Origin of the sequence: Zemynaea arenosa (genome assembly GCF_004614185.1) — a bacterium.
Lineage (GTDB): Bacteria > Pseudomonadota > Gammaproteobacteria > Burkholderiales > Burkholderiaceae_D > Telluria > Telluria arenosa.
In genome coordinates, this window is the sequence record NZ_SPVF01000268.1 from 43,968 (window position 1) to 57,440 (window position 13,473).

General features: G+C 65.8%; 10 protein-coding genes. 6 read left to right on the top strand and 4 right to left on the bottom strand.

Annotation, left to right across the window (positions count from 1 at the left end; all coding sequences use genetic code 11):
• Window positions 1-97 precede the first annotated feature (97 nt).
• From E4L96_RS22170 to E4L96_RS22185, 4 genes are read left to right on the top strand one after another with little or no spacing between them, the layout of a single operon-like run.
• Entirely contained in the window at window positions 98-1,003 is a 906-nt protein-coding gene (locus E4L96_RS22170) for an isoaspartyl peptidase/L-asparaginase (protein ID WP_135209395.1), read from the top strand.
• The gene (locus tag E4L96_RS22175; protein WP_135209396.1) at window positions 1,000-1,857 is read left to right on the top strand and encodes a cyanophycinase; all 858 of its coding nucleotides are present in this window, start codon (window positions 1,000-1,002) and stop codon (window positions 1,855-1,857) included. Before E4L96_RS22170 ends, E4L96_RS22175 begins: the two co-directional genes overlap by 4 nt.
• Window positions 1,854-4,493: a cyanophycin synthetase gene (gene cphA / locus E4L96_RS22180; RefSeq protein ID WP_135209397.1), complete on the top strand. Its 2,640-nt coding sequence runs from the start codon at window positions 1,854-1,856 to the stop codon at window positions 4,491-4,493. Before E4L96_RS22175 ends, cphA begins: the two co-directional genes overlap by 4 nt.
• Window positions 4,494-4,523: 30 nt before the next feature.
• Complete coding sequence (locus E4L96_RS22185) at window positions 4,524-5,654, top strand: mechanosensitive ion channel family protein (protein ID WP_135209398.1); 1,131 nt, start codon at window positions 4,524-4,526, stop codon at window positions 5,652-5,654.
• On the opposite strand, the gene E4L96_RS22190 is transcribed toward E4L96_RS22185, so the two are convergent.
• The 4 genes from E4L96_RS22190 to E4L96_RS22205 are packed head-to-tail and all read right to left on the bottom strand — an operon-like array spanning window position 5,629 to window position 10,314.
• On the bottom strand, window positions 5,629-6,228 hold the full coding sequence (locus E4L96_RS22190) for a cysteine hydrolase family protein (protein WP_135209399.1): 600 nt from the start codon (window positions 6,226-6,228) through the stop codon (window positions 5,629-5,631). The genes E4L96_RS22185 and E4L96_RS22190 overlap by 26 nt on opposite strands.
• Window positions 6,229-6,265: 37 nt before the next feature.
• Complete coding sequence (locus E4L96_RS22195) at window positions 6,266-7,987, bottom strand: Mur ligase family protein (protein WP_135209400.1); 1,722 nt, start codon at window positions 7,985-7,987, stop codon at window positions 6,266-6,268.
• Window positions 7,984-8,874: a cyanophycinase gene (locus tag E4L96_RS22200; RefSeq protein WP_135209401.1), complete on the bottom strand. Its 891-nt coding sequence runs from the start codon at window positions 8,872-8,874 to the stop codon at window positions 7,984-7,986. Before E4L96_RS22200 ends, E4L96_RS22195 begins: the two co-directional genes overlap by 4 nt.
• Window positions 8,875-8,883: 9 nt before the next feature.
• Window positions 8,884-10,314 (bottom strand): iron-containing redox enzyme family protein, encoded by a 1,431-nt coding sequence (locus E4L96_RS22205; protein ID WP_135209402.1) that lies wholly within the window; start codon window positions 10,312-10,314, stop codon window positions 8,884-8,886.
• Between the two features lie 170 nt (window positions 10,315-10,484).
• Here E4L96_RS22205 and E4L96_RS22210 point away from each other — a divergent pair, with 170 nt between their 5' ends.
• On the top strand, window positions 10,485-10,991 hold the full coding sequence (locus E4L96_RS22210) for a dihydrofolate reductase (RefSeq protein ID WP_229414713.1): 507 nt from the start codon (window positions 10,485-10,487) through the stop codon (window positions 10,989-10,991).
• 185 nt (window positions 10,992-11,176) lie between these two features.
• Window positions 11,177-13,432, top strand: coding sequence for an arginine/lysine/ornithine decarboxylase (locus E4L96_RS22215; RefSeq protein WP_135209403.1), 2,256 nt, complete (start codon window positions 11,177-11,179; stop codon window positions 13,430-13,432).
• Window positions 13,433-13,473 lie beyond the last annotated feature (41 nt).

The window sequence follows — 13,473 nt, forward strand, 5'->3', positions numbered from 1 at the left end:
CCCTCTTACACCAGCACGGCAGCAGAACCGATATGTGTTCTCCGTTGTTGTTCGCATAATCCTCGGAAAAGTCAAAACCGCGCATGGAGAGAGCCTTATGGCAACAGAAAAAGGGTACGCGGTGGTAGTTCATGGCGGCGCTGGCGAGCCGCAGCACTACGAGGATGGTTGCAAAGCGGCTGCGGACGCGGCTGTTTTGGAACTCACCCGCGGAAATCAGGCGGTCGATGCCGCCGTGGCGGCCGTTGTGTCGCTGGAAAACGATGGCCGGTTCAATGCCGGCACCGGGGCCGTGCTCGCCCTCGATGGCGAGACCATCAACCTGGATGCGAGCGTGATGGACTCGTGCGGCGTGCTGGGCGCCGTCTCGAGCATCAAGTTCGTCAAGAACCCGGTGCTGGTGGCGCGCGACGTCTCGAAGACGCCGCATGTGGCGCTGGCCTGCGAGGGGGCGACCCAGTTCGCCCGCATCATGGGCCACAAGTTCTACTACGCGCCGACCAGGCAGGCGCGCGAGACCCACGGCGAGATGATCGGGAAGGTCCGCAAGGGCGTGCATGAGCACAACCAGGACTGGAAGGACTACGAAAAGTACTGGAACTTCATCGTCCCCGTACAGTTCGCGCGCGAGAACGGCTGCGACACGGTGGGCGCCGTGGTGCGCGATGCGCAAGGCCGCTTTGCCGTGGCCGGGTCCACCGGCGGCTCCTCGCCCACCCTGCTGGGCCGCGTGGGCGACACCTGCACCATGGGCAGCGGATTCTACGCCGGCCCGGCGGGCGCGGTGGCCTGCACCGGCATCGGCGAGGAAATCATCCGCCGCATCACCGCCTTCCGCACCTACCAGTGGATCGAAAGCGGGATGCCATTGAAAGAAGCGCTGCCGAAGGCGGTCGCCGAGTTCCCCGAGAATATCGACTTCGGCATCATCGCCGTCAGCAAAACCGAAGCCGGGTCGGCATCCAACCGGACCATGCCCCAGGCCATCCGGGAGGCAGCATGAACCGCGGCCATCTCGTCGTTATCGGCGGCCATGAGGACCGCAAGCATGACAAGACCATCCTGTCCCGCTTCGTGGAACTGGCGGGCGGCATCGACAAGACCATCGTCGTGATCACCGCCGCCAGTAAGATCGCCACCGAGATGTGGGAGGTGTATGACAAGGCCTTTGCGGACTTGGGCGTGATCAGGCGCGAACACGTGCACCTCGAGTCGCGCGAGGATGCCAATAACCCCGAGCTGGCCCGCAAGGTGGAAGAAGCCAGCGGGATTTTCATGACCGGCGGCGACCAGAAACGCCTGCTGGCCATCCTCGGCGGCACAGAGGTGGACACCGCGATGCACACCGCGTTCAAGGAACGCGGCGCCTGCGTCGGCGGCACCAGCGCGGGTGCCTCGGCCATGTCCGGCCACATGCTGGCGGAAGGCTCGAACGTGCTGCAGCCGGAGAAGAATGCGGTCAACCTGGGCGCGGGCTTCGGCTTCATCCCACGCGTGGTGATCGACCAGCACTTCTCCGAGCGCCACCGGCTGGCCCGCCTGCTGGCGGTGGTGGCACAGAACCCGTATTTGCAGGGCGTCGGCATCGACGAGGACACGGCGCTCGTCATCGAGCGCGGTGTCGGCATCGAAGTGCTGGGCCAGGGTGCGGTCACCATCGTCGATGGCCGCACCATGATTTCCAACGTGTGCGACGTCGCCGACCGCGACACCCCCGAGCTGATCGACGTGCGCCTGCACCTCCTGCCCTCCGGCACCCGCTACGCCTTGCAGGAGAACGACGAGGACAACACCGCCCTCCCCGCTCCCCTGATCGATTTTTTGAAAAATGTGACCAAACGGAACCCCGTATCATGAAGATCACCGAACAGCGCTACCTGCGCGGACCGAACCTGTATGCGAACAAGCCTGTCCTGTTCTCGATCGTGGACCTGCAGGAGCTGGACGACGTCTCGTCCAAGGACATCCCCGGCTTCACCGACCAGCTGCTTGCGCTGATCCCGTCGCTGTGGGAGCACCGCTGCTCCTACGGCCACGAGGGCGGCTTCGTGCAGCGCCTGCGCGACGGCACCTACATCGCCCACATCCTGGAACATGTGACGCTGGAACTGCAGGTCCTGGTGGGGAATGAAGTCGGTTTTGGCCGTGCGCGCGCGGTGCGCGGCGTGCCGCGCCACTACCGCGTGGTGGTGGCCTACAAGTCCGAGAAGGTGGTCGCCGCCGCCTTCGACCTGGCCAGGCAGCTGGTGGAGGCCCTGGCGGCCGGCCAGCCATTCGACCTGGCGACACCCATGGCGCAGCTGAAAAAGCTGGCGGAGCGCACCTCCATCGGTACCAGCACCGGCGCGGTGCTGGACGCAGCCCGCAAGCGCGGCATCCCCTACTACCGCATCACAGAAGACGCCAACCTGTTCCAGCTGGGCTGGGGGCGCAAGCAGAAGCGCATCCAGGCCACCACCACCGGGGCCACTAACTTCATCGCCGTGAACATCGCCAGCGACAAGCAGCTGACCAAGGCGCTGCTGGAGCAGGCCGGCGTGCCGGTGCCGCAGGGCGAGTGCGTGGACTCGGTGGAGGAAGCGCTGCGCATCGCACGCCGCTTGCGCGTTGCCGTCACCGTCAAGCCGCTGGATGCGAATCAGGGCAAGGGCGTAACCACCGTGTGCAGCACGCCGGAGGAAGTCACCACCGCCTACGAGAACGCGCGCCGCTTCAGCAAGCACGTGATCGTGGAGCGCTACCTGAGCGGGCGCGATTACCGCGTGCTCGTCACCGGCAACAGGATCGCCGCAGCCTCGTGGCGCCGCCCGCCCAATGTGGTGGGCGATGGCACCCGCAGCATCCGCGAGCTGGTCGAGATCGAGAACCAGAATCCGGCGCGCGGCGCGGGCCACACCAACATCCTCACCAAGATCCCGCTCGACCAGATCGCGGAAGACGTGGTGAAGAAGCAGGGTTACGCGGGCTTTGACGATGTACCCGCCGCTGGCGTGGGCGTGGACCTGCGCGGCAACGCCAACCTCTCTACCGGTGGCACCGCGGAAGACGTGACCGACCTGCTGCCAGAGGAAACGCGCGAGATCTGTATCCGCGCCGCCCGGACCATTGGGCTGGACGTGGCGGGCATCGACATCATCTGCCAGGACATCGCACAGCCACTGGTCGCGCAGGGCGGCGGCATCATCGAAGTCAATGCCGCGCCTGGCATCCGCATGCACCAGTACCCGAGCCGCGGCAAGCCGCGCGATGCGGGCGGCGCCATCGTCGAGTCCCTGTTCGGTCAGGACAACGGGCGCATTCCGGTCATTGCCGTCACCGGGACCAACGGCAAGACCACCACCACCCTGCTGGCGGCGCACATCGCGCGCGGCACGGGGCTGAACACGGGCGTGGCCACCACCTCGGGCGTCTACATCAACGGCAAGATGACCATGGAAGGCGACTGCACCGGCTACAAGTCGGCGCGCTCGCTGCTGACTTCTCCCGAAGTGGACATCGCGGTGCTGGAGACGGCGCGCGGCGGCATCATCAAGCGCGGGCTGGCGTTCGACCGCTGCGACGTGAGCATCGTGCTGAATGTGACGGACGACCATCTGGGCATGGACGGCATCGACAGCATCGAGGACCTGGCGCGCGTGAAGGGCGTTGTCGCTCATGCGGCGTCCAAAGCCGTGGTGCTGAATGCCGAGGATGACCGCTGCGTGGCGATGGTCGAGAAGGAAGTGCGCGAAGGCGTGGAGGTGCTGTTCTTCTCGCTCGATCCGGACAACCCGGTCCTGCTGCGCCACCTGGAGCGCGGCGGCCGCGCCGCCTACCTGCAGGACAGCTTCCTGGTCTTTGCGGACGGCGGGCGCCATCACGCGCTGCTGGACGTACGCACGATGCCGGTCTCGCTCAACGGGCTGGCGCGCTACAACACCGCCAACGCGCTGGCGGCGACCTGCGCCATGTTCGCCACCGGCTTCGACGCCGCCCAGATCGTGGCCGGGCTGCGCTCCTTCGTCTCGGACGGCAAGAGCAACCCGCTGCGCTCCAACGTGTTCGACGTGAACGGCGTCACCGTGATCGTCGACTACGCGCACAACCTGGCCGCCTACGCGGCGCTGGCGGAGACGGCGCGCGCCATGACGGCGGGGCAGCTGGTGGGCATCGTGGCCGTGCCGGGCGACCGGCGCGACCAGGACATCGTCACCATTGGCAAGGCCTGCGCGGCGTGCTTCGACCAGATGATCGTCTACGAAACCGAGAACCGCGGACGTGCCGATGGTGTGGTGGCAGATCTCATCATGCAGGGGGCGCGCCAGAGCCTCATCAACCACGAGCAGCTGCACTGCCGGCTTGACGTCCATGAGGCGATCCGCCACGGCCTGTCCATGTGCGCGCCGGGCGATGTACTGGTGTTTGGCTGCGGTTCGTCGCTGTCGGAGCTGATCGAGGCCGTGCGCCCGCAGTCGCCCGAGGTGGCCGAACGCCTGACCGTGGAGACCACGTAAACCGCCCAGCGAGGCGGGAAAGGAGCCGTTTTGGATTATCGAGCCTTTGTAAACAGCCTGGATATCTCGCTGGGCAATGCCATCTTCGCGCTGACGGTTGCTGTGGTCAGCTTTGTCGTGATCCATACGGCCCTGGCCCTGTTCCGGCGCCACCTGTGCAAACTGGAAGAGAAGCACCATGACCGGCCGATGGCCCAGCTGCTCAAGGCCACGCTGGCGCGCACCAGCAATGTCATGGTCGTGGCGATCTCGCTGCTGCTGGGGCTCTCGGTGCTGGAGCTGCCCGTGCCCTGGGACGAACGGGTGCGGCACCTGTGGTTCATCGCGCTCGGGCTGCAGCTGGCGCTGTACCTGGACCGCGCGGTGGCAGTGGCGTCGCAGCGCTATTTCCGCAAGCATGAAAAATCCACCTCCGCTGATTCACCACTGACGGTGGCGCATACGCTGACCGTGTGGGCTTTGAAGACGGCGCTGTGGGTGATGTTCATTCTGGCGCTGCTGTCCAACCTGGGCATCAACGTCACCACCTTCGTGGCCAGCCTGGGGATCGGCGGCGTGGCGGTGGCGCTGGCGGTGCAGAATATTCTCGGCGACCTGTTTGCATCGCTGTCGATCGCCGTCGACAAACCCTTCGAAGTGGGCGATGCGATTCTCGTGGACGGCAATTCCGGCACGGTCGAACACGTGGGGTTGAAGACCACTCGCATCCGCGCCGACAGCGGCGAGCAGATCGTGATGGGCAATTCGCAGCTGCTCAAGAACACGGTACGCAACTACAAGCGCATGCAGGAGCGCCGTGTGCCCGTCACGCTCAAGGTCAACCCGGCCACGCCGCAGGACGCGGCCGCGAAGGTGCCGCCAACGCTGCGCAAGATCGTCGAAGCCCAGGAAGGCGTGCGTTTCGACCGCGCCCACCTCAAGTACCTGGACCAGAACTTCATCGAGTTCGAGATGGTGTACTACGTGCTGAACCCGAGCTACGCGCGCTTCATGGATGTGCAGCAGGCGGTGATGCTGGGCGTGATGAAGGAATTCGATGCCCTGGGCGTGTCGATCTCCGCTCCGTCCCAGACCATCGCCATCGAGCAGCAGCCTACGCCCAAGGAAGACCGCCGCCCGGCGCCGTCACGCCCGGTCAGCGTGCCGCGGCAGACGCACTGAGACCGCGGTCCAGCTGGCGCAGGACGTCGTCCGTGGTGAGCACGGTGGCGTACTCGCCATGCAGGTTCGCGAGTGCCATCAGGTGCACGTCTTCCGCGCTGCGCGGCGTGCCGCCGAAATCGGTCATGGCATAAGCAAAAGTGGCATCGGCCACCACGGCGGCGGCAAAGCCGAGGTTCCCCGCGCTGCGCGCCGTCGACTCCACGGAATTGTTGGTGCTCACGCCTGCGAGCACCAGCTTGCGGATGCCCCGCACGTGCAGCCAGCGTTCGAGGCCCGTGTTGATGAACGCATCCGGTACGTTTTTCTCGACCACGTGTTCGTGGGCCAGCGGCACGAAGCGCTCCTGGAACTCCGCCCCGCTCTGCCCCGGCGCGAAGACCGACGTGGGCGAACGGCTGATATGGCGCACAACAACCACCGGCTGGCCCGCCGCGCGCCATGCCGTGAGCAGGCGCGCAATATGGTCTTCAGCGTGAGGATTGTTCCGGGGTGGCAGGCGGTTCGCCAGGCGGTTCGCGTCCTGCATCCCCTTCTGCATGTCGATGACAATGAGCACGGTGAGTTCAGTCATGCGGCCATTATGCCGCATGAGTGAATGCTTGACTTTATCAACCGATTTCGGCTTCGATGCGGGCCGCGGCGATGGGGTCGGGGACGCGCAGGGCCTCGACCAGGGTCGCCAGCGAAGTGCCGCAGGCGAAGACGAGGACGTCGCCCGGCTCGCACAGGTCCAGGCCGCGGCGGATGGCGTCGATGTCGACCCATTCCTCGTGCACGCGGGCCAGCAGCCGCGGGGCCGCATGCGCACCGCGCACTATGATCTCCACCGTACCGCCCATGGTGCGCCCGCGGCTCTGCGATTCGTACACCACGATGTCGTCGAAGCGCTCGGCGCAGGTCGCGCCGATCTCCTCCAGGTCCGAGTCGCGCCGGTCGCCCGGTGCGGTGACGATGCCGACCAGCTTCCCGCGCGTCATGGCACGCGCCATCCCGGCCAGTGCCGCGTAGGCCGCGGCGTTGTGCGCGTAATCGACGATCACGGTCACGCCGCGCACGTCGAACACATTGCCGCGCAACGGGTTGCTGCGGCCATCCGAGACAAAGCTGGTGAGCCCGTGCGCAATGTCCGTGCGCGCGATCCCGGCCGCCATCAGCGCAGCCGTCGCGGCCAGGCAGTTGGCGACGTTGTAGCGCGCCCGCCCATTCATGGTCACCGGCATGTGCTCCACCCGCAGCAATTCTTCGTGCCGCTGCCCGTCCGCGATCACCATCGACTGGTCGTGCAGGTAGACCGCGCGCCCGCCCTGCTCCAGGTGCCGCAGCAGGACCGGATTTTCCGCATCCATGGAAAAGTAAATGACTTCCACGCCGGGCTGCAGCTGCGCCGCCATGGCGACGCAGTGCCGGTCCTCGGCATTGAGCACGGCGGCCTTGCCCGCCGAGCACCCGACCACGCCCTTCACACGCGCCAGGTCTTCGACCGTCTCCACGCCTTCCAGGCCCAGATGGTCGGCCGACACGTTGAGCACGACGCTGACGTCGCACTTGTCATACGCAAGACCGCGTTTCAGGATGCCGCCGCGCGCCGTTTCCAGCACCGCGAATTCGACGTTCGGCGCCGTCAGGATATCGCGCGCGGACCAATAGCCCGTGCAATCACCCCGCGCCACCGGACAGCCGTCGATGAAGACTCCCTCGGTGGTGGTGTAGCCGGTCGTGTGCCCGGCCAGGCGCACGGTATGCGCCACCAGCAGGGTGGTCGTGGTCTTGCCGTTGGTGCCCGTGATGGCGATGACCGGAATGCGCCCATCGCCTTCCGGCAGCGCTCCATGCGTGGCCGAGGAGCTGATGCGGGTCTGTTGCGCACCCCAGCCGAATTGAATCACGTGGTCGTCCAGTTCCAGCACGGGGATGTCGCGCCGCTTGGCCTCGTCCATGAGGATGCTCGCACTGGCCGACACCTGCCGCACCGCAGCCGCATGCAGCTCGACCAGCCGGTCGGCCACGCTGAACAGCGACCCGCGCATCTGGGCTTCGACAAAGTCCACGGCGAGAAGCAGCGCGCGCTCGGCCACCTCTTCGACCTCAAAGCCGCACACCACGCGGAACGACCGCGCATCGTCCATCAGCCGCTTTACGCAGCCATACGGCGCCGGTACGCCCGCCATCTCCTGCAGCTCGCGCACAGTGCGCTGGACCAGGCACGCCGCTTCCACGGCGCGTGCAGGCTCCATATCGATCTCCAGCAGCGCCATCACGCAGGGCGTGGAGGCATACAGGTTGGGGCCACGCAGGAAACGCGTTTCCTGGATTGTGATGGTGCCGTTCATGACATGGGGTTCCGCTTGATGAGGTTACGGAGAAAATCCAGCAACGGTTTGGGCACGCCTTCCGGCGCGGCCGCGTCTTCGGACAATTCGAAACGGGACCCGGTCGGCAGCAGATGCAGGCGCACGTCGATCAGCTGCGGGCAGGCCCGGTGCGCCGTGTCGGCGACGTTGGAGATCATGTGGCGCCCATCAAGGATGGTCACGGCGCCGCGGCCGATCACCTCGATGCCGCCGCCCCGCTCCACCACCAGCGCCGTGTCCTCGTCGATGCCGATGCCCTGCAAATACGGATTCTGCGCCACGACGGTGAGCAGGCGCGCGAGGCGGTGGCGCTCGGAGAAGTGCTGGTCGATGACCACGCGCTGCAAAAAGCCCAGCCCTGCGGCCAGGTGGACAGAGCCCAGTTCGGGCTGCAGCTCCACGTGCCCGTCCGCCAGCATGTGGCCGGACATGGCCGATGCCCCGGCGCTGGTGCCGCCGATACAAGCACCGCGCACCTTGAGCGCGCGGTGCATGGCTGCATCCAGTTCCGTGCCGCCGATCGTGGCGAGCAGGCGGCGCTGGTCGCCCCCGGTCATGAAGATGCCGTCCGCGTTGGCCACGCGTTCGGCCAGCTCGCGGTCATTGGCCTGTGCGCGGGACGAGATGTGGATCGGCGTGTGTTCGGTCACGCCCAGGTCCGTGAAGGCGCGGTCATAGACCTCCCACATCTCCTGCGGGATTTGGCTCGCGCCCGTGATGACGACGATATTGGCCCCGGGTCCGCCGGAGAGTTCCACGAAACGGCTGAGGATCTGCTTGTCCTCTTCCCGGTCCTCACCGCCACCCACGATCACGAGGTGGCCGTGCGAGGCCCGGTCAGTTGCTGCAGTTGATTGAGATTCCATTGAGTGCGGTCAGGCGTCCAGCAGGCGCGAAAACATCCGGGTGGCCATCAGGCCGACGGCCGTGTGGTGCGTGGTCGGCGACATCAGCGACGCCAGCAGGGCCATGACTTCGTCCTTGCTGCCCAGCGAAGCCACCTGCTCTTCCAGCTCGTGCAGCTCGTTGCGCGCGGCCGGCTCGGTCGCGTGATGGCGAATCAGGCCGCGCGGGATGCCGCTGTCCTGGCGCTGGCGGTGCGGCGCCAGCGATTCCAGGCTGCGCTGCATGGCGCGGTGGGTGCGCGCGGGGCCTTCGCCCGGCGTGCTGCAGATCCAGTCGCGCAGCACCTGCTGTTCGTAGGCGTTGAAGACGCCAAACATCTGGGCGCGCTCGCCCTGCACCAGCTTCCAGAAGCGCGAATTCTCCACCGGCTCGCCGCGCTTGATCCAGCCGGAGGCCTCCAGTGAGCGCAGGAAGTCCGGTATCTGCGCAGGCTGCGCGAGCCAGTCGTTGACCGAACGCCCCGCCACGCGGCAGTAGTCCGAGTGCATGTTCTTGCCCACCACCGCCTTGGCGCTCATGATGTCCACCAGCTCGTGCTCCAGGTCGAACGAGGCGATCACCGAGGTGGTGCTGGCACCCAGGTCGTTCAGGCGGTAGCCATCCAGCACGCGCTGCATGAAGCGCGCGCTGTCGCCCACCTGCGGCATCAGCTGGCGCAGCGCCTGCACGGCCTTCTTCGCGTGCCCGTTGGCGGCGTTATCGACGGTCACGTGCAGCGTGAAGTAGTAGGGGTCGATCCCCAGCTCGTTGAGCTCATAGGACGTGATCAGCAGGTGCAGCGGCAGCTGCTCGTAACCGAGGTTAAAGCCTATCACTTCGGGCAGGAAGCTGTCGGCGCAGTGGGCCAGCGCCAGCTGGAGCGCGCCCTGCACGAAATGGTGGTCGGAGAGCGTCTCCCACTGCTCGCAGCCATGGGTGGCCAGCAGCTTGCGGTAGATGACCACGTGGTTCTTGTCCGGCACCCCGTCGCCCAGCTCTTCGAGATAGGTGCGGATCAGCGCGTGGAAGTCCGGGTTGTCCCACTGGCGCAGCAGGCCGTAGAGCCAGGAGCCGTCCACCAGCTTGGTGGGCGCGACGGCGCGCAGGAAGGCCAGCGCGGCGGACCGGCTCGGAAAATAGCGGCGCGGCGCGCCCGCCTTGCGGGCGGCCAGATAGGCCTTGTACTGCTCGCCCACATGGTCCGTGCGCTGCTCCATCCAGCCCTCCAGCGCGTGCAGGTCGGACGGCAGGTCGGCGGGCAGCTCGGCGGCGGCGGCGAGCTGGCGGCGCAGGTAGTCTTCGGCGGCGGGACGGGCGGACTGCGGGTCGGCGGCCAGCGCAAAGTACAAGGCGCGCGAGCCCGCGTTAGCGGACAGCGCAGTCTGCTGCTCGGCCAGGTCTTCGTAAGCGGTGGTGTTCATGTGCAATTGCAAACCTTAGAGTTATTGCATCAATTATGTCGGGACCGCTTCCGTCGAGGAATCGGTACGCGGCTCCTGCCCCTGTAAGAATGGGACGACACAGGCGTCAGCCCGACCCAAGTCCCTTATAATTTGGCGTTTCGATCACGCGTTTTCAGAGCGACCAAGCCTTGACTACAGACACCATTTCGCTGCCACAACTTTCGATTGTGGTGGCCATCGACAAGGCCGGCGGCATCGGCCTGAACAACCAGCTGCCGTGGCGGCTGCCGGAGGACCTGGCGCACTTCAAGCGCGTCACCAGCGGCCACGCCATCCTCATGGGCCGCAAGACCTATGACTCGATCGGCCGTCCGCTGCCCAACCGGCGCAACATCGTCATCACCCGCAACGCGCAGTGGGCGGCGGAAGGCGTGCAGACCGCCGACTCGCTGACCGCGGCCCTGCGCCTGTCCGCCGGATCGCCCGCCTACATCATCGGCGGCGCCCAGATCTTCGCGGAGTCGATGGATATGGTGGACCAGCTGATCGTCACCGAGATCGACAAGACCTTCGAGTGCGATACCTTCTTCCCGGCCATCGACAAGGACAAATGGGTGGAAACGGCACGCGAGCTGCACTACTCGGAGACCAACGCCTGCGACTACGCGTTCGTGACGTACACGCGAAAAACCTGAACCGCGGCGAGCCGGGCAAGAGTGCGCCAACCGCCCGCACTTGCCGCTACGCTGGCCCCGGCGAACATGGCAAAAATAATCACCCACAGCTCAACCATATCTGCGACAATCCGCAACTTGATTTTCTGGTGCCGTGAGCGTCGTCCCTGCGAGGACCCTCATGGCGCTTTGCTTTGGAGACTTCCATGAAATTCCGCTTCCCCATCGTGATCATTGACGAGGACTTCCGTTCCGAGAACACGTCCGGCCTGGGCATCCGTGCCCTCGCCAAGGCGATGGAGGACGAAGGCATGGAAGTCGTGGGCCTGACCAGCTACGGCGACCTCTCGCAGTTCGCCCAGCAGCAGTCGCGCGCCTCGGCCTTCGTGCTGTCCATCGACGACGAGGAGTTCGGCGAAGGCTCCGAGGAAGAGACCAACTTCGCGCTGGCCGCGCTGCGCAAGTTCGTGCAGGAGATCCGCCACAAGAACGCGGACATCCCCATCTACATGTACGGTGAGACGCGCACCTCGCGCCACATCCCGAACGACGTGCTGCGCGAGCTGCATGGCTTCATCCACATGTTCGAGGACACGCCGGAGTTCGTGGCCCGCCACATCATCCGCGAAGCCAAGTCCTACCTGGATGGCCTGGCGCCGCCGTTCTTCCGCGCGCTGGTCAACTACGCCAACGACGGTTCGTATTCGTGGCACTGCCCGGGGCACTCGGGCGGCGTGGCCTTCCTGAAGTCGCCGATCGGCCAGATGTTCCACCAGTTCTTTGGCGAGAACATGCTGCGCGCGGACGTCTGCAACGCGGTCGAGGAACTGGGGCAGCTGCTGGACCACACCGGCCCGGTGGCCAAGTCCGAGCGCAACGCGGCTCGCATCTACGGGTCGGACCACTGCTACTTCGTCACCAACGGCACCTCCACGTCCAACAAGATGGTGTGGCATTCGACCGTGGCGCCGGGCGACATCGTGGTGGTGGACCGCAACTGCCACAAGTCGATCCTGCACTCGATCATCATGTGCGGCGCGATCCCCGTGTTCTTGATGCCGACCCGGAATCACCTCGGCATCATCGGCCCGATCCCGCTGGAAGAGTTCACGCCCGAATCGATCGCCCGCAAGATCGAGGCCAATCCGTTTGCGCGCGAAGCCAAGAACAAGAAGCCGCGCATCCTCACCATCACCCAGTCGACCTACGACGGCGTGGTGTACAACGTCGAGACCCTGCGCGAAATGTTGGATGGGAAGATCGACACCCTGCACTTCGACGAAGCGTGGCTGCCGCATGCGGCCTTCCACGACTTCTATCGCAACATGCACGCCATCGGCAAGGACCGGCCGCGCGCCAAGCAGTCGATGATCTTCTCGACCCAGTCGACCCACAAGCTGCTGGCGGGCCTGTCGCAGGCCTCGCAGGTGCTGGTGCGCGAGTCCGAGACCGTGAAGCTGGACCAGGATGCCTTCAATGAGGCTTACCTGATGCACACCTCCACTTCGCCGCAGTACTCGATCATCGCATCGTGCGACGTGGCGGCGGCCATGATGGAGGCGCCGGGCGGCACCGCGCTGGTCGAGGAATCCATCGCCGAGGCCCTGGACTTCCGCCGCGCGATGCGCAAGGTGGATGAGGAATGGGGTGCCGAGTCGTGGTGGTTCAAGGTCTGGGGTCCGGACAAGTTTGCGGACGAAGGCGTGGGCGACCGCGACGACTGGATGATCCGCGCGGAGGACAACTGGCACGGCTTCGGCAACCTGGCGCCGGGCTTCAACATGCTGGACCCGATCAAGTCGACCATCGTCACGCCGGGCCTGGACATCAACGGCCAGTTCGCGGACAAGGGCATCCCGGCGTCGATCGTGACCAAGTACCTGGCGGAGCACGGCGTGATCATCGAAAAGTGCGGGCTGTACTCGTTCTTCATCATGTTCACCATCGGGATCACCAAGGGCCGCTGGAACACGCTGGTAGCAGCGCTGCAGCAGTTCAAGGATGACTACGACAAGAACCAGCCGATCTGGCGCGTGATGCCGGAGTTCGCGGGTGCGAATCCGGTGTACGAGTCGATGGGCCTGCGCGACCTGTGCCAGATGATCCACGAGTCGTACAAGGCCTACGACGTGGCGCGCCTGACCACGCAGATGTATTTGTCCGACATGGTGCCGGCGATGAAGCCGTCGGACGCGTTTGCGAAGATGGCGCACCGGGAGATCGAGCGGGTGGCCATCGACGAGCTGGAAGGCCGCATCACGGCGATCCTGCTGACGCCTTATCCGCCGGGGATTCCGCTCCTGATTCCAGGCGAGCGGTTCAACAAGACCATCGTCGACTACCTGCGCTTCGCGCGCGACTTCAACGAGCGCTTCCCGGGCTTCGAGACGGACGTCCATGGCCTGGTCAAGCGCGAGGTCAACGGCAAGCTCGGCTACTTCGTCGACTGCGTGAAGCAGTAAGCCCACCATCGCGGCGCCCTTCCCCGGCGCCGCGCTCTCGC